General features: G+C 70.3%; 15 protein-coding genes. 8 read left to right on the top strand and 7 right to left on the bottom strand.

The features are described 5' to 3' along the window. Positions 1 to 27 precede the first annotated feature (27 nt). The gene (locus tag ACX25U_RS24955) at positions 28 to 1158 is read left to right on the top strand and encodes a catalase family protein (protein ID WP_454383275.1); all 1131 of its coding nucleotides are present in this window, start codon (positions 28 to 30) and stop codon (positions 1156 to 1158) included. Between the two features lie 639 nt (positions 1159 to 1797). Further along, positions 1798 to 2388: a hypothetical protein gene (locus tag ACX25U_RS24950; protein ID WP_454383274.1), complete on the top strand. Its 591-nt coding sequence runs from the start codon at positions 1798 to 1800 to the stop codon at positions 2386 to 2388. 61 nt (positions 2389 to 2449) lie between these two features. Here ACX25U_RS24950 and ACX25U_RS24945 read toward each other — a convergent pair whose 3' ends face one another. Beyond that, positions 2450 to 2926: an ATP-binding protein gene (locus ACX25U_RS24945; protein WP_454383273.1), complete on the bottom strand. Its 477-nt coding sequence runs from the start codon at positions 2924 to 2926 to the stop codon at positions 2450 to 2452. 188 nt (positions 2927 to 3114) lie between these two features. On the opposite strand from ACX25U_RS24945, the gene ACX25U_RS24940 reads away from it, so the two are divergent. The 5 genes from ACX25U_RS24940 (at position 3115) to ACX25U_RS24920 (ending at position 6472) form a co-directional block, all read left to right on the top strand. Then, positions 3115 to 4002, top strand: a complete 888-nt coding sequence (locus ACX25U_RS24940) for a helix-turn-helix domain-containing protein (protein ID WP_454383271.1) — start codon at positions 3115 to 3117, stop codon at positions 4000 to 4002. Positions 4003 to 4005: 3 nt separating this feature from the next. Next, entirely contained in the window at positions 4006 to 4206 is a 201-nt protein-coding gene (locus tag ACX25U_RS24935) for a DUF397 domain-containing protein (protein ID WP_454383270.1), read from the top strand. Continuing rightward, a complete protein-coding gene (locus ACX25U_RS24930) occupies positions 4190 to 4672 on the top strand; it encodes a hypothetical protein (protein WP_454383268.1) in 483 nt (160 codons plus the stop codon). Before ACX25U_RS24935 ends, ACX25U_RS24930 begins: the two co-directional genes overlap by 17 nt. Before the next feature lie 530 nt (positions 4673 to 5202). After that, entirely contained in the window at positions 5203 to 5739 is a 537-nt protein-coding gene (locus ACX25U_RS24925; protein WP_454383267.1) for a hypothetical protein, read from the top strand. 112 nt (positions 5740 to 5851) lie between these two features. Continuing rightward, on the top strand, positions 5852 to 6472 hold the full coding sequence (locus ACX25U_RS24920) for a class F sortase (protein WP_454383266.1): 621 nt from the start codon (positions 5852 to 5854) through the stop codon (positions 6470 to 6472). 81 nt (positions 6473 to 6553) lie between these two features. On the opposite strand, the gene ACX25U_RS24915 is transcribed toward ACX25U_RS24920, so the two are convergent. The 5 genes from ACX25U_RS24915 to ppdK all read right to left on the bottom strand — a co-directional run bounded on the left by ACX25U_RS24915 (position 6554) and on the right by ppdK (position 12201). Next, on the bottom strand, positions 6554 to 6988 hold the full coding sequence (locus ACX25U_RS24915) for a PIN domain-containing protein (RefSeq protein WP_454383265.1): 435 nt from the start codon (positions 6986 to 6988) through the stop codon (positions 6554 to 6556). Beyond that, the gene (locus ACX25U_RS24910; RefSeq protein ID WP_454383264.1) at positions 6985 to 7245 is read right to left on the bottom strand and encodes a ribbon-helix-helix domain-containing protein; all 261 of its coding nucleotides are present in this window, start codon (positions 7243 to 7245) and stop codon (positions 6985 to 6987) included. The genes ACX25U_RS24915 and ACX25U_RS24910 overlap by 4 nt, the downstream gene beginning before the upstream one ends. 52 nt (positions 7246 to 7297) lie before the next feature. Continuing rightward, entirely contained in the window at positions 7298 to 8080 is a 783-nt protein-coding gene (locus ACX25U_RS24905; RefSeq protein ID WP_454383263.1) for a sulfite exporter TauE/SafE family protein, read from the bottom strand. Positions 8081 to 8364: 284 nt separating this feature from the next. Next, on the bottom strand, positions 8365 to 9294 hold the full coding sequence (locus tag ACX25U_RS24900) for an oxidoreductase (protein WP_454383262.1): 930 nt from the start codon (positions 9292 to 9294) through the stop codon (positions 8365 to 8367). A gap of 159 nt (positions 9295 to 9453) precedes the next feature. Further along, positions 9454 to 12201, bottom strand: a complete 2748-nt coding sequence (gene ppdK, locus ACX25U_RS24895; protein ID WP_454383261.1) for a pyruvate, phosphate dikinase — start codon at positions 12199 to 12201, stop codon at positions 9454 to 9456. Positions 12202 to 13544: 1343 nt separating this feature from the next. Between ppdK and ACX25U_RS24890 the strand changes: the two genes are divergently transcribed. Further along, positions 13545 to 15176, top strand: coding sequence for a CDP-alcohol phosphatidyltransferase (locus ACX25U_RS24890; protein ID WP_454394492.1), 1632 nt, complete (start codon positions 13545 to 13547; stop codon positions 15174 to 15176). 19 nt (positions 15177 to 15195) lie between these two features. Here the strand turns inward: ACX25U_RS24890 and dusB are convergent, their stop codons facing one another. Beyond that, a complete protein-coding gene (gene dusB, locus ACX25U_RS24885) occupies positions 15196 to 16365 on the bottom strand; it encodes a tRNA dihydrouridine synthase DusB (RefSeq protein ID WP_454383260.1) in 1170 nt (389 codons plus the stop codon). Positions 16366 to 16384 lie beyond the last annotated feature (19 nt).

Below are 16384 nucleotides of genomic sequence, written 5' to 3'. Positions count from 1 at the left end.
CACGGTCGCCGAGGAGAGGTCGAAGTCATGGCAGCACAGTTCGTCCGCTACACACCGGACATCGAAGACGACGATCCGCACTTCGACGAGAACGTGCAGACGGTGATCGAGAAGACCGAAAGTTACATCGCCGAGTCGGTCGAGGCCGGCGGCACCGGACGGGCCCTGCGCGACGCCCATGCCAAGGGCTACGGGCTGGTCCGAGGGGAAGTGGAGATCCTGGACGGGCTGCCCCCCGAGTACGCCCAGGGGATCTACGCGACCCCGGGAACCCACGATGCGCTCATCCGCTTCTCCAACGGCTCGCCTCACGCCGGAGCCGACGCGCGACTGGGCGCCGCCACCGGACTGGCGCTGAAGATGTTCGACATCCCCGGCCCGACCCTGCTGGAAGACGAACCGGACACGGGCACCTTCGACTACGCCAACATCAACGGACCGATCTTCTTCTGCAACACAGTCGAGCACTACCTGTTTATCCAGGAACTGTTCCTGAACGCGCCGGCCTACTTCTCCCAGGGCCGACCCGGCGCACATCGCTTCTTCACCGAATTCGTGACCGGAAAGGGAACGCTGGACCAGGACGACTGGGCGTGGGACGAGTTCCTGGCCTTCCTGCGCCTGTCCAAGACCCCTCCGGTCAACGTATTGCTGTCGAGCTACTGGACGATGGGCGCGGTCCGGCACGGGGACTACATCGCCAAGGTGCGCATCACCCCCGACCCGTCCTCCGCCGCCGCGGTGGTCCGGCGCGACATCGACCCGGCCTCGGCCGCGGAGGTCTTCCGACCGGCCCTGCAGGCCGAGCTGCAGGAGCGGCCCTACACCTTCGACATCCAGGTCCAACTCTGCACCGACCTGGAGCGCATGCCGGTGGAGGACACCACAGTGGAGTGGCCCGAGCAGCTCTCGCCGTCCGTCACCGTGGCCAAACTGCGGCTGCCGCAGCAGGACATCTCCAGCCCGGAAAACCTGGAGAAGATGGACACGCTGTCCTTCACACCCTGGCGGGTCACCGCCGAACACGCCCCCCTGGGCAACATCATGCGCGCCCGCAAAGAGGTCTACCGGCACTCCTCCATCGCACGCCACAAGCTCAACCAGCAGCCGCGCACAGAGCCCCGAAGCGCCGACGAAGTACTCGGCCCGGCCCAATGAGGCCGACTGATGTAACGGCAAGCGCCCACTCCGATCAACACGCCGCAGCGACCGCCTGACCAGCCCAGCAGACCTCAGTGCCCTTCGTGCCCATAGCGCGGGACGCAGAGGTCGTGCCAGAAGCCGTGCCAGGTCGTGCGGGGAACCACGGGGAATGGCGGGGACCAGGTCGACTGTCAGCCAGATGCCGTAGCCGCTCCACCACAGGTCAATCCAGCAACCGCCCGTGGAAGACCCGAGCTTCCCAAGCTGAGGGCTCAGGCATCGTCGTCACGGGCTGGCCGTCGCGGCTGACTGTCGTCGGCTGAGGTTCGGACGGGTCGCATCAAAGGTGCCGGCCGCCAGCCGAGCGCGCCAAGGCTGGGCCGTCTCTGGGCCGTCCGAGGCCGCTCAACAGTGGCCGAGGACGACCAACGACGACCACCAGGCGCTCAGGAACACCGCTCCTGAGCAGGGAAAACGCAGGTCACCAAGATCCCGGACAAGACCCAGGACAAGAAGAAGCAGGGCGCCCCGCGCCGGTCTCGCCGGAACCTCGGGTCCGTGATGGGCTCTCGCCGTGCTTCGGGCCCCCACCGCAACTGTCGGCGCGTTCGGAGAGTCGTACCCGCCGTGACCGAAGAACGTACACAGCACGGCGTGAGGTTGTCGCCCACCGTCTCCACCGCAGCAGGCATCGGGAGTCTGGCTCTCGCCGCCGTGGCGAGCTGGAGCAGCCTCCTGCTGGTCGTGCAGGGGCGGGTGGTCCCCGGCTGGGTGGTGAGTGCGGCCCTCCTCGTCATGTCGCTCGTTCTCCGATGGGCCCTCACCCGGGTGGACCGCCCGGCGGGTGCTTCGCAGTTCCCGCGGAAGCGAGCCGCGTGGACACGGCCGGGGAGCAGTCTGCTGATCGTCACGGCGGTGCTCGGCACGGCGTGGGGAGCGGTGAACGACCTGATCTCGGACGCGGAGTACCACGTGCTGCGCCCTGCGGGGCCGGGGGGCTGCACGGTCGTGGTGCGGGAGACGTCCTTTCTCGTGATCGGAAACGGCGAGGCCTACGCGGTGGGGCGCACCGGCCTGGCCTTGGGCAAGTCAGGATCCTGGACGGTCGACGATGGTTACCGGCCCGTCGACGCAGGCACGTACGAGTTGGACTGGGGGCGGGACGGCGGTCTTCTGCGGATCAGCGGTACGAGCACCGATCCGGTTGTCCGCGGGGGATCGGCCGACATCGACTGCTGGTGGTGAGGCCGGTCACGCTCACCGGCGTGCCCGGCGCGAGGCCCTCGTCGATGCAGCACAAGGCCGGTCACGGCCGGCGCGGCAGTCGCACGTCGGAGGCGTCAGCCGGCCGTGCGCCAGCACCTTCGACGGCCACGACGTCCAGTTCGCACCACACGGACTTTCCGACGGTGAGCCGCTCCACGCCCCACCGGTCGGCGACCTCCCGGACGATGAGCAGTCCGCGCCCGAACATGTCGTCCTGCGTGGCGTCACGCGGGGTCGGGAGCACCTCTCCCTTCGGGTCGGAGACGGAGATGCGCACGGCCCGTTCGGTGAGGGTGAGTTCGACGCGGAAGAGCCTGTCCCGCAGACATCCGTGCAGTACGGCGTTGCCGCCGAGCTCGGAGACCAACAGGGCTGCATTGGCAGCGAGTTCGGGGTGACCCCAGTCGGTGAGAAGACGCTGGGCCCGGCGCCGGGCGAGGGTGACGCTCTTCGGGAGCGGGGTGTAGTCGAGTCGGTCGTACTGGAGCGGGTTGCAGGGGGCGACCAAGTCGCTCACCTCCGGGCAGGGGTGGGCAGCGCCGACGCCTGAACCGGTGGCGCTGCGCGATCAGTTCGTCGCCGAACGTAGAAGCGGTGCAACTCTGTGCGCAAGTTCCTCTCGGAGGAATTCCTCCCAACGGGTTTGCGTGCTGTTCACATATCGCGTCAGACTGACCACGCACGGACACCACGAGGAGCGCCAACGTGACCGCGAGTCAGGCGATGCAGGGCAACAGCACGTCCACTGTTCTGGGGCGCCGACTGGGTGGAGAGCTCGTCGAGTTGCGCACGGCTGCCGGCCTCACCCAGACCCACGCCGCCAAGGCGCTCACCGCCTCCACCACGAAAGTCGCGAAGATGGAGGGCGGCTGGGTGCCCATGCGCGACCCGGACATTCGCGCGCTGTGCGAGCTGTACGGCGTCCGCGACCCCGGAGTCGTCGGTTCGCTCCTGGAGCTGGCACGGGTCGACCGAGAGCGACGCAAGGCCAAGGGCTGGTGGGACGACTACACGATCCACGGCGTCATGCAGGAGTACGTCGCGCTGGAGAGCGCGGCAACGACCATCAAGGCGTGGCAGCCGTCATTCGTGCCCGGCCTGCTCCAAACTCCGCAGTACATCATGGACTTGAGGGGGGACCTCAGCCCAGCAGCGATCAAGAGCCCGGCGTCCGACGAGGAGTTCGTCGCCGCGCGGCTCGCGCGCCAGCAACTGCTCTCCCAGGACCCGCCACTCACGTTCCAGGCGGTGATCTACGAAGCCGCACTGCGGAACTTCCCCGGCGGGACGGCAACGGCCCACGGACAGCTCGACCATCTTCTGAAGGCGGCCGACCTCCCGAACGTCCTGTTGCGGATCTTTCCCTTCGGCGCAGGCACGCATCCCGGTCTGAACGGCTCGTTCAACATCCTCTCGTTCGCCGAACCCGGCGCCATGGACGTCGTCTACGTGGAAGCCCCCTTCGCTCAACGATGGGTGGAGGGCGGCGAGGGCGCAGCGGCTTACGATGAGCTGTTCGAGGTAATCACCGAACACTCTCTCGACGAGGAGGAGTCGGCGTCGCTCCTCCGCAGGCTTCGAAGGGAACTGTGAGCCGTGCCCGACTTCCAGTACCGCAAATCCAGCCACAGCGACCAGGTGGCCGAGTGCGTCGAAGTGGCCACCAACATCCCCACCACCGTCGCCATACGGGACTCCAAGCTCCCCACCGGCCCGTCCCTCCACGTCACCCCGGCCGCCTGGACGGCCTTCCAGCGAACCGTGCGGGAAGGTCTGACGTGTGACCGACCAAACTGACGACCCCGGTCGCGAACTCGTACTCGTTGACGGCTTGAGCCCTGCGGACGTCGTGCTGGTCCACCGCGAGGCTCTTCGCGTGCTGCGTTCCGGCATCGACGCAGCCCACCTCGACGCCTACAGCGACGACGCCTGGCCGCCCGCGGTGCTGCACTCGTACGAACGCGCGCTGTCCCTGGCCCGGAAGGCGGTGGCGGACGGCACTCGCTCCCGGCGCTGCGACCCCGGGATGGGGATCGACATCGACGTCCGCGACGACGGACAGTTCGAGGTGCTCTCGGACCTGGCTCCCTACACGGTCAACGCCGAAGGCCGGCGAGGGGACCGGCTGGTCTTCAGCGCCAGTGACTCGGGAACATCCCTGTGGATCGCCGTCACACAGGAACAGGAGGAAGAACTCCTGTCCCGATTGAACGGGCTGGGGATCCCATCGACCGCGCTGGCCGTCCAGCGGCGTGGACGGTGAGCTGCTTGCCGGACCCCTCCGCCTGGAACCCGGTCATCGGGTCAACGATCCGGCTTCCTGTGGCGTAGCCAGGGCGGCCGGCTTTGCAGTGGAGGGCTTGGAGCGGCAGGAACTGGAGCATGACGGTGTGCGCTTCGACGCCGGGCTCCACGCCCGCCTGGCCGCCGACGCGGATCCGGACCGTATCCCGGCTGCCTGAGCCGCTCGTCACCGCTTGGGGCCGCTCCTGCTCGCGGGGTCCGACGCTCCACGCCTGCGGGGCCGGTCGTCCTCACCCGTTCATCTCCGCGCCCCGCGTCCTTCCGGGTGGTCCCGGACTCCCGGCAGCACGGCGGCCTTGGCCTGCCGAAACAGTCGTCGCAGGCCGGTCCGGGCCGGCGATCGCAGCACCCGTTCATCCTATTTCTGACGTCCCTTCAGGGAGCGGGAGCGGTCGCGGGCCATTTACCTCGGAAGGGCAGGGGCACGGCCGACGGCGGCGCACGTGGGTGTCGCGGGGCGTGCCCGGCGCAGAGCCCGGAGGAGCACCGATGCGACGTACCGCCGCCCGTCCGCCGGCCGGGGTCATGGCCGGGGCCGCGCTCGCCGTCGCCGCCGTGGGCGGTCTGGCCGTGCCCGCGTACGGCGCGGAGGGCGGCAGCCTGGAGGTGTACCCGTACTCGGTCGAGCCGGGCGGTCAGGTCACGGTGAACACCAAGGGGTGCGGCGAGAAGGCGGCCGCGGCGGGCGACGCCAGCGCGGTCGGCGCGGGCCCCTTCACGCTGGCGCCCAGCGCGCGCAAGGGCGAGGCGATCGGGCAGTTCCGGGTGCCGGAGAGCGCGCAGCCGGGGACGTACGAGATCGTCGCGCAGTGCGCCTCGGGCGACCGGGAGGTCAAGGGCGACCTGGTGGTCACGCTGGTCGCTGCGCAGGGGGAGGTGCAGCCCCGGGGAAGTGTGAAGACGGGGGCCGGCGGCGCGCTGGGCACCGACCCCGTACGGACCGCGGCCGGTGTGGCGGCGCTCGCCGTCGCCGCCGCGGGCGGTACCTGGCTCCTGCATCGCCGGGCGAGAGGCGACGGGATCTGACGGACGCCCTCCGCTGTCCGTCCGCCGGTACCGCACGTCCCCTCCCCCTCCGGATGCGACGCCCCTCGCGACCCGGAGGGGGTGCGGGGCACCGAACCCGAGAGGGGTCCGTATGCCCAGGATCGGCAACACCGCGATAGCCACCGTCACCGTGGTCGCCTTCTGCTCCGGCGTGTGGCTCCTGTACGGCGGCGACGCGACGCATGTCCCGCCCCAGCCCGGCGCGGCCGAGGGCGTGCTCGACCCCGGCGGGGAAGGGCTCGCCGCCCCCGCGCTGCCGCCGTCCCCGCCCCTCCGCATCCGCATACCCTCCATCCGGGTGAACGCCCCCCTGATCGGCCTCGGCCTGACGAAGTCCGGCAGCCTGGACGTCCCGCCCGCCGACGACAAGAACCTGGCCGGCTGGTACGAGGCCGGCACCACCCCCGGCGAGAAGGGCACCGCGATCGTCGCCGGGCACGTCGACACCACCCAGGGCCCCGCCGTCTTCTACGACCTCGGCGCCCTGAAGAAGGGCAGCACCATCGAGGTGGACCGCCGGGACGGCGGCGTCGCGGTGTTCACCGTGGACGCGATCGAGGTCTACGAGGCGAAGGACTTCCCCGACGAGAAGGTCTACGGCGCCGCCAAGCGCCCCGAACTACGGGTGATCACCTGCGGCGGCGGCTACTCCAAATCCACCGGCTACCAGGGCAACGTGGTCGTCTTCGCGTACCTCACGGGCAGCCGTTAGCAGGACCTCCGGGCGGTCCTGAACACAAGCCGGTGCGGGTGGCGACGTACGAGGTCACGTCTCCTGACCGCCGAAGACCGCTCAGGCGTCGTCGGGCAGTAGCTTGAACGCCTTGAACTTGCCGAGAGGCCGCACTGCGCGGAAGTCTCTCCGATCCGTGGTCAGGATCATCTCGGTGGAGTAGACGTCGGCGAGGACGACGTTCACCGCGTCGGAGAGATCGAGGTCGAGGTCGCAGTAGCGGTCCCGGATCGCCTCGGCCCGGTCGAGGACTTCCGGCCCGACCTCAGGGACCACGGCACGCAGGATCCTGGCTCGGCTGCGCAGATCGGCGAGGACGCTGCGCGCGGCGGCTCTGCCGAAGAGGCGGGTCCCCATGTGGTCGAGTTCGGCCACGACGAGCGGTGACACCACGACGAGGCCCGCCGCGCCCAGTGCGTGCGCACAGCCGTCCGAGTCCGGGTTGTCCTCGTCGTAGGCGGCGAGGATCGCGCAGGTGTCGGCGACGACGATCACGCTTCAGTGTCCCTTTCCCGCCTGCGCATGACCCCCTCGACGACGGCGTCCCGGACTGCCTGCTTGTCGATCTGCGCGCCGCCACTCCGGAACTTCCGCGTCACAAACGGCTCGTCCCAGGTGCGCTCCGACAGCGCCGCGAGGTGGATCGCCCGGCGGATTATCTCCGCCTCGGAGATCCCCTTCCGCTCTGCGGCTTCCTTGATGATCGCCAGGTCCTCGGCGTCGGCATACACGTTGGTCCGCTTGAGAGTCATGTACCAAGCGTAGTACAGGCACCGACACCAGTACCCGCTGCTGCGGCACCGACTAGGCCACCCACTGCTGATAGGCCAGGTTCGCCACCAGCGCGAACACCACCGTCAGCAGCACGATCCGGACGAAGCCGCTGCCCTTCTTCAGCGCGGTGTGCGCGCCCAGGGCGCCGCCCGCGAGGTTGAACACGGCCATGACGGCCGCCAGCTGCCACAGGACCGCGCCCTGCCAGGCGAAGGTGGCCAGGGCGCCGGCGTTGGTGCAGCAGTTGATGATCTTGGCGTTGGCGGAGGCGGTCACCAGGTCCAGGTGGAGGATGGCGGTGAGCGCCAGGACGAGGAACGTGCCGGTGCCGGGGCCGATGAGGCCGTCGTAGAAGCCGATGCCGAGGCCCGCGAGGCCGATCGCCGCGAGGATCTGGCGGCGGGTGGCCGGGCCGGGCGCCGGGGCGGTGCCGAACGCCGGCCGCAGGATCACGAAGGCCCCCACCCCGAGCAGCACCACCATGATCACCGGCTTGAGCACGTCGGTGCTCATCCCGGCCGCGAGGAAGGCTCCGGCGGAGGATCCGGCGAGCGCCGCCAGACCGATGCGTACGGCGGTGCGGACGTCCACGGGCGCCCGGCGGACGTAGGTCACGGCCGCGCCGGTCGTGCCGACGATCGCGACCGCCTTGTTGGTGCCGAGCGCGGACGCGGCCGGGGTGCCGGCGGGCAGCCCGAGCAGCAGCGCCGGCAGCAGCAGGAGCCCGCCCCCGCCGACCACGGCGTCGATCCACCCGGCCGCGAAGGCGGCGAGGCACAGGAGGACGACCACGGTCAGCGATATGTCGGGCATGATCGCGACCCTAGGGACGCGATGTGTGTGCAGTCCACGCATCTGAGGGACATCTGAGGTACGAGGACCCACCGAGCAGGGCGTACGTCGGCGGCAGCGGGAGCCCGTACGCCGTGACGCGCAAGCCCCGCTGCCACCGCCCCGCGATCAGTTGTCGCCGCGCTCCTCGGCGACGACCTGCTTCCGCAGCTCCACACCCGGGAAACGCCCCACCGCCCCTCACATACGACTGGGTGCGGGTGACGACGTACGGGGGCAGGAGCTTCCGGCAGGACCGGACCGGTTCAGCCGCCCTTCAGCGCGTCGTACTCCACTCCGGTGAGCCGCTCGGAGGCTTCCCAGAGCAGTCGGCCGGCCCTGTCGTCGAGGGTCCAGGGCGCCCGCCGGGACGGGGCCGGCGCGCCGCGCCACATGGCGAAGGAGGGGCCGGTGAAGGAGTCGGGCCGCACGCCGGGGGCGGTGGCCGCGTACAGCGTGGGCAGCGCCCCCGCCTCCGGCGACTGGGCGAAGATCCGGTTGCCGGCCGCCACGAGCCGTTCGGCGGCCCGGCGTCCCTCGGCCCGCGGCCCCGCGGTCTGGAGGTTGGTGGCGGCGTACCCGGGGTGGGCGGCGGCAGCGACCACGCCGGTCCCGCTCTGTTCCAGCCTGCGGGCCAGCTCGTGGGTGAACAGGAGGTTGGCGGTCTTGGAGCGGGCGTAGGCGACCCCACGCCGGTAGCGCCGCTCGCTGTTGAGGTCGCGCAGATCGATGTTGGCCAGCATGTGCATCAGGCTGGACACGGTCACGACGCGGGCGCCCGGGGTGCCGAGCAGCGTGGGCATCAGCAGCCCGGTGAGCGCGAAGTGCCCCAGGTGGTTGACCCCGAACTGTGTCTCGAACCCGTCCGCGGTCGTCCCGTACGGCAGCGCCATCACGCCCGCGTTGTTGACGAGCAGATCGATCCGCTCACCGGTGAGGCCCTCGGCGAACTTCCGCACCGACCCCAGATCCCCGAGGTCCAGCCGCCGGACCTCGACCTCGGCGTCCGGCGCCTCGCCCACGACCCGGTCGGCGGCCTCCCTCCCCCGCACCTCGCTCCGGCACGCGAGCACCACCCGGGCCCCTTTGCGCGCCAGCTCCCGCGCGACGACGAACCCGAGCCCGCTGTTGGCCCCGGTCACGACGGCCGTACGGCCGCTCTGGTCGGGAATGTCGTGCGTGTTCCAGCCGGGCATGAACGGGCTCCCTGGGGCGGTGGACCGGATCTCTGTGATCCCAACGTAGAAGAGGGGCGGCATCCCCGCACAGGATGCCGCCCCTGCTTTCCGTGAACCGGAGTCCTCGTCGCAATCGGTCTTGAGGGTCGGGGACCACGACGAGGACTCCGGGGTCTTCTACCGGTGGTCGCTGCCTTCCGACTCGACCGCCGCGCGGCCGGCCTCCAGGCGTGCGACCGGGATGCGGAACGGGGAGCAGGAGACGTAGTCCAGGCCGACCTCGTGGAAGAAGTGGACGGACTCCGGGTCGCCGCCGTGCTCGCCGCAGACGCCGAGCTTGAGGTCGGGGCGGGTGGCGCGGCCGGCCTGGGCGGCGGCCTTGACCAGGGAGCCGACGCCGTCCTTGTCGATCGTCTCGAACGGGCTGACGCCGAAGATGCCCTTCTCCAGGTACGCCGTGAAGAAGCTCGCCTCCACGTCGTCGCGGCTGAAGCCCCAGACCGTCTGAGTCAGGTCGTTCGTGCCGAAGGAGAAGAACTCCGCCGCCTCGGCGATCTGGCCCGCGGTCAGCGCGGCGCGCGGCAGCTCGATCATCGTGCCGATCGCCAGCTTGAGGTGGGTGCCCGACGCGGCCTCGACCTCGGCGATGACCTGGTCGGCCTCCTCACGGACGATCTCCAGCTCCTGGACGGTGCCCACGAGCGGGATCATGATCTCGGCGCGCGGGTCGCCCTTGGCGGCCTTGCGCTCGGCGACCGCCTCGGCGATGGCGCGGACCTGCATGGTGAACAGGCCGGGGACGACCAGGCCCAGGCGTACGCCCCGCAGACCGAGCATCGGGTTCTGCTCGTGCAGGCGGTGGACCGCCTGGAGCAGGCGCAGCTCGTTCTCGTGCGGTTCCTGACGGGACTCGGCCAGGGCCACGCGGACCGACAGCTCGGTGATGTCGGGCAGGAACTCGTGCAGCGGCGGGTCGAGCAGGCGGATGGTGACCGGGAGGCCGTCCATCGCCTCGAAGAGCTCCACGAAGTCCTGCTTCTGCAGCGGCAGCAGCTGCTTGAGGGACTCCTCGCGCTCCGCCTGCGTGTCCGCCAGGATCAGGCGCTCGACCAGCTCGCGGCGGTCGCCGAGGAACATGTGCTCGGTACGGCACAGGCCGATGCCCTGGGCGCCGAAGCGGCGGGCGCGCAGCGCGTCCTCGGCGTTGTCGGCGTTGGCGCGCACGCGCAGGCGGCGCTTGCGGTCGGCGAAGGCCATCATCCGGTGCACGGCCTCGACCAGCTCGTCCGCGTCGTCGGCGCCCGGGTGCATCCGGCCCTCGAAGTACTCCACGACCGGGGACGGGACGACCGGGACCACGCCCAGGTAGACCTTGCCCGTGGAGCCGTCGATGGAGATGAGGTCGCCCTCCTCGACGACGTGTCCGCCCGGCACCGTCATCCGGCGGCGCTTGGTGTCGACCTCCAGCTCCTCCGCGCCGCACACACAGGTCTTGCCCATGCCGCGGGCGACGACGGCCGCGTGGGAGGTCTTGCCGCCGCGGGAGGTCAGGATGCCCTCGGCCGCGATCATGCCGTCCAGGTCGTCGGGGTTGGTCTCCCGGCGGACCAGGATGACCTTCTCGCCCGAGCGGGACCACTTCACGGCGGTGTACGAGTCGAAGACCGCCTTGCCGACCGCCGCGCCCGGAGAGGCGGCGATGCCGCGGGCGACCTGCTCGACCTTCGCCTGCTCGTCGAAGCGGGGGAACATCAGCTGGGCGAGCTGGGCGCCGGTCACGCGCTGCAGCGCCTCGGCCTCGTCGATCAGGCCCTGGTCGACCAGCTGGGTGGCGATGCGGAAGGCGGCACCGGCGGTGCGCTTGCCGACCCGGGTCTGCAGCATCCACAGCTGGCCGCGCTCGATGGTGAACTCGATGTCGCAGAGATCCTTGTAGTGGTTCTCCAGGGTCTCCATGATCTGCATCAGCTGGTCGTACGACTTCTTGTCGATCCGCTCCAGCTCCGCCAGCGGGACGGTGTTGCGGATGCCCGCGACCACGTCCTCGCCCTGCGCGTTCTGCAGGTAGTCGCCGTAGACGCCCTGCTGGCCGGAGGCGGGGTCGCGGGTGAAGGCGACGCCGGTGCCGGAGTCGGGGCCGAGGTTGCCGAAGACCATCGAGCAGACGTTGACGGCGGTGCCGAGGTCGTGCGGGATGCGCTCCTGGCGGCGGTAGAGCTTGGCGCGCTCGGTGTTCCAGGAGTCGAACACCGCCTTGATGGCGAGGTCCATCTGCTCGCGCGGGTCCTGCGGGAAGTCCCGGCCGGCCTCGGTCTTGACGATCTTCTTGAACTTGGTGACCAGCTTCTTCAGGTCGGCCGCGTCCAGCTCGGTGTCGACGGTGACCTTCTTGGCCTCCTTGGCCTTGTCGAGGGCGTCCTCGAAGAGGTCGCCCTCGACGCCGAGGACGGTCTTGCCGAACATCTGGATGAGCCGGCGGTAGGAGTCCCAGGCGAACCGGTCGTCGCCGGCCTGCTTGGCCAGGCCCTGCACGGACTTGTCGGACAGGCCGATGTTCAGGACGGTGTCCATCATGCCGGGCATGGAGAACTTGGCGCCGGAGCGGACGGAGACGAGCAGAGGGTTGTCGGGCTGGCCGAGCTTCTTGCCCATCTTCTGCTCGAGCGCGTCGAGGTGCGCACTCACCTCGTCACGCAGTGCCGCCGGCTCCTCGCCGCTGTCGAGGTAGACCTTGCAGGCCTCGGTGGTGATCGTGAAGCCCGGGGGAACCGGAAGGCCCAGGTTGGTCATCTCGGCGAGGTTGGCACCCTTGCCGCCGAGGAGGTCCTTGAGGTCCTTGTTGCCCTCGGTGAAGTTGTAGACGAACTTCACGGCCTCAACGCTGTTGCCGTCCTCGGCTACCTGGGGATCTTTGTTTTCCGACACGGGTCTCGACTCCTCGAGGACGCGGTGGCTGCCCTGACGGCGAGGAACATACCCAGATCAAAGGCCTGTGGGTACGTCCACTTGTGCGTCATGCGCTCGTAACCAGTCGTCCGCCAGCGGATCGAAAGTCAAGGCTTGGCAAGCCGTCAGGGCCGGATGTTTTCACTTCTTGAACGAGCCCACACCCGTAGACCCGTTTATCCGCTCAGATGAGCGGATCTCAGCGCGTTTGATTTCGATCGATGAACGATCATCGACTGGCACTGAGTGCCACCCCTTGGAGAAGTGCAGCCGCTCAAGATCCGCTCATCTGAGCGCAACCCTTATCAAGGGTGGCGAGAATCACGCTGCCACAGCCGAGGGGATTTCACCATGCGGACAGGCCCGCGACGCCGGGTTCGGGGGCGGGCCGGGTCCGTCGGGAGGGCGCCGGGCCATGGGCGGGAGCGGAGGGTCCGGGCCTGCCAGGGGCGGGGAAACCGCGCGTTTGCCGGGTGTTTGCCCGGTGCCGTGAACAGGGGTGTCGACCGGGCCGTACGGGAGTGCGGCGGGTCCTGCCTCCCCAGCGTGGCCCGCCTCCTCAGCGACGCCGCGCACGGAAGGACCTTCGGGTGCCTCAGCACACGAGTACACACCAGTCATCGGGCACGACCGGGGCAACCGAGCACGGCATCCTGTCACCACCGGAGGCCGGGCCGGCATCGCACGAAGACAGGACCGAGCCCGCCGCACCCGGCCAGGCGGCCCCGGCCCCGGGCGCGGGCGCGGGCGCGGGCGAGCACACCGAGTCGGCCTCCGCGGCGCCCGGCCCCATACGCTCCGGGTCCGCCCCGGCCGACACCGAAGCGGACGAACCGGAGGCCGCCGCGCCCCGGGCCAAGGACGCCCCCGCCGATGCGGCGGACGACACCGCCACGGCCCGAAGCGCCGATCCCGAGGCAGCCACAGCCTCGGCCACAACCACCGACCGGACCACGGACGTGTCCCCGGAAGCCGACACCCCAGCAGACACCGACACACCCACCACCAAGCCCTCGACAGCCACAACCACCGACCGGACCACGGACGCGCCCCCGGAAACCGGCGAGCCGGCAGAAGCCGCCACCGCCCGGCCCCAGGCCCCCCAGCCGGAGGCAGGCGCCGGCGCACCCCAGGACGAGGGCGCCCCCGCCGATACCGGGACACCGAGGGACCACGAGTCCGCCGCGCCGGCAGGCGACGGCGCCGCGTCCGAGGCCGGCGAGCCGGAGGCAGTCGCCCCGTCCCTCCCGCTCCGCGTCCTCCGCGCCCTCCGCCCCCGTGCCGTCCGTCAGGGCTTCCGGCGTTGGCAGGGTGCGCACCCGGTGCCCGCCCGCGTGCTCTCCCTCGCCGTCACTGTCCTCGCCCTCCTCCTGGTCGTCGTCGCCCTGCTGTTGCCGAACAAGTGGGAGCAGTTCGAGGTCGCGGCGTTCATCCGGCTGCCGGTGGAGGCGTTGCTCGGGGCGGCCCTGCTGGTCGCGTTGGGGCGCCGGGCGCGGGTGGTCGTGGCGGTGCTCGGCGGGGTGGCCCTCGGTGTGCTGACCGTGCTGAACCTGACGGACATCGAGTTCAACGAGTACCTGGGCCGCAGCTTCAACGTGATCCTGGACTGGCAGTTGCTGGACGACGCCCAGTCGTACCTCGCGGACACCCTGGGCGGCACCGTCGCCCTGCTCGCCGCCGTCGGTGTCGTGCTCCTCGTGCTGGCGCTGCTCGCCGTGATGGCGCTCGCGGTCGTCCGCGTCGGCGACTTCCTCGGCCGCGACAAGGCCCGCTCGACACGCGGACTGCTGCTCGCCAGCGCGCTGTGGATGCTGTGTTCGACCCTGAACGTGCAGGTCTCCGGCTTCCCGGTGGCCTCCGAGCACACGGTCACGATGCTCAAGTACCGCGAGAAGGGGGTGCGCTCCACGCTCCGGGACGAGCGGGAGTTCGCGCGGACGGCGAAGGCCGACACGTTCGGCAACACGCCGGGCAGTCAGCTCGTGCCGGGCCTGCGCGGCAAGGACATGATCTTCACGTTCATCGAGAGCTACGGCCGCAGCGCGATCGAGGACCCGATCATGGCGCCCGGAGTCGACGAGACCCTGGACGTCAGCACCCAGGCCCTGGCCAAGGCGGGCTTCCACGCCAAGAGCGGCTGGCTGACCTCGGCGACGTACGGCGGCGGCAGCTGGCTCGGCCACTCCACGTTCATGTCGGGCCTGTGGGTCGACAACCAGAACCGCTACCGCACGGTGACCGCCGGCGACCACCTCACCCTGACCGAGGCGTTCAGGAAGACCGGCGCCTGGGACACGGTCGGCATCATGCCGGGCGTGCAGAAGGGCTGGCCGGAGGCCAAGTGGTACGGCCTGGACAAGGTCTACAACGCCTTCCAGATGGGCTACGAGGGACCCAAGTTCAGCTGGTCGACCATGCCCGACCAGTACGCCCTGGAGGCGTTCCAGCGCCTGGAGCACGGCAAGAAGCGCGACAAGCCGCTGGCCTCGTTCGTCATCCTGACCTCCAGCCACCAGCCCTGGGCACCGGTCCCAAAGATGGTCGGCTGGGACGAGATCGGCGACGGCTCGGTCTTCAAGGGCATCGAGGCGGCCGGCACCAGGCCGGCGGACATCATCACCGACCCGACCCGCTCCCGCGAGGAGTACGGCAAGTCGATCCAGTACTCGGTGACCGCCCTCACCCAGTGGATGGAGCGCTACGCCAACGACAACACCGTGCTCGTCGTCCTCGGCGACCACCAGCCCGTCGCCCGGGTCAGCGGCGACCACGCCAGCCGTGACGTGCCGTGCGCGATCGTGGCCAAGGACCCGAAGGTCCTGGAAAAGATCGCCGACTGGGGGTGGACCGACGGCCTGCGGCCCGCCCACGACGCCCCGGTGTGGAAGATGAGCTCCTTCCGCGACCGCTTCCTCACGGCGTACGGGTCCACCCCGCACCCCCGCGAGAACTGAGCCCCGGCGGAAGGCGGTTTCAGCCCCCGGAGGTGTCCAGCTCCGCGTCCTCGCCGACGCCCGCGCAGTCGTACGGGTCCTTCAGCCAGCCGTCCGGCAGCACCACCCGGTTGTTGCCGGACGTACGGCCGCGGGGCCCGTCGGCGCCGGCCGGCCAGGGCTGGTCGAGGTCCAGCTCGTCCAGGCCGGCGCGCAGCTCCTCGAGCGAGGAGGTGATCGCCAGCCGCTTGCGCATCTCGGAGCCGACCGCGAAGCCCTTCAGGTACCAGGCGACGTGCTTGCGGAAGTCGACGACGCCCCGCGACTCGTCGCCGAGCCACTCGCCCAGCAGCGTGGCGTGCCGGACCATGACGTCGGCGACCTCGCGCAGGGTGGGCCGCGCCAGGGCTTCCGTACGGCCCTCGAAGGCGGCCACCAGGTCGGCGAACAGCCACGGCCGGCCGAGGCACCCGCGCCCCACGACCACGCCGTCGCAACCGGTCTCCCGCACCATCCGCAGCGCGTCCTCGGCCGACCAGATGTCGCCGTTGCCGAGCACGGGGATCTCGGTGACGTGCTCCTTCAGGCGGGCGATCGCGTCCCAGTCCGCCGTGCCGCCGTAGTGCTGGGCGGCCGTGCGGCCGTGCAGCGCGATCGCGGTCACGCCCTCCTCGACCGCGATCCGGCCGGCGTCGAGGTAGGTGATGTGGTCGTCGTCGATGCCCTTGCGCATCTTCATCGTGACCGGCAGATCGCCGGCGCCGCTGACCGCCTCGCGCAGGATCGCCCGCAGCAGGTTGCGCTTGTAGGGGAGGGCCGAGCCGCCGCCCTTGCGGGTCACCTTCGGGACCGGGCAGCCGAAGTTCAGGTCGATGTGGTCGGCCAGGTCCTCCTCCGCGATCATGCGGACGGCCTTGCCGACGGTGGCCGGGTCCACGCCGTACAGCTGGATCGAACGCGGCCGCTCGCTCGCGTCGAACTTGATCAGCTGCATGGTCTTGTCGTTCCGCTCGACCAGCGCCCGGGTCGTGATCATCTCGCTGACGAACAGCCCCTTGCCCCCACTGGCCGCGTCCTTTGGGTCGCCTCCGGCGAAGGACCGGCACAGAGTGCGGAAAGGGGCGTTGGTGATGCCGGCCATGGGGGCCAGGACCACCGGGGGCTGGACGCTGTGCGGGCCGATCTGCAGGGGGGACTCGGGCGTGGGCATTCCCCCATTGTCGCGTATC

Source organism: Streptomyces sp. JNUCC 63, assembly GCF_054366325.1.
Note: the sequence above shows the minus strand (reverse complement) of the source record. Positions and strands in the feature narration are given on the sequence as shown.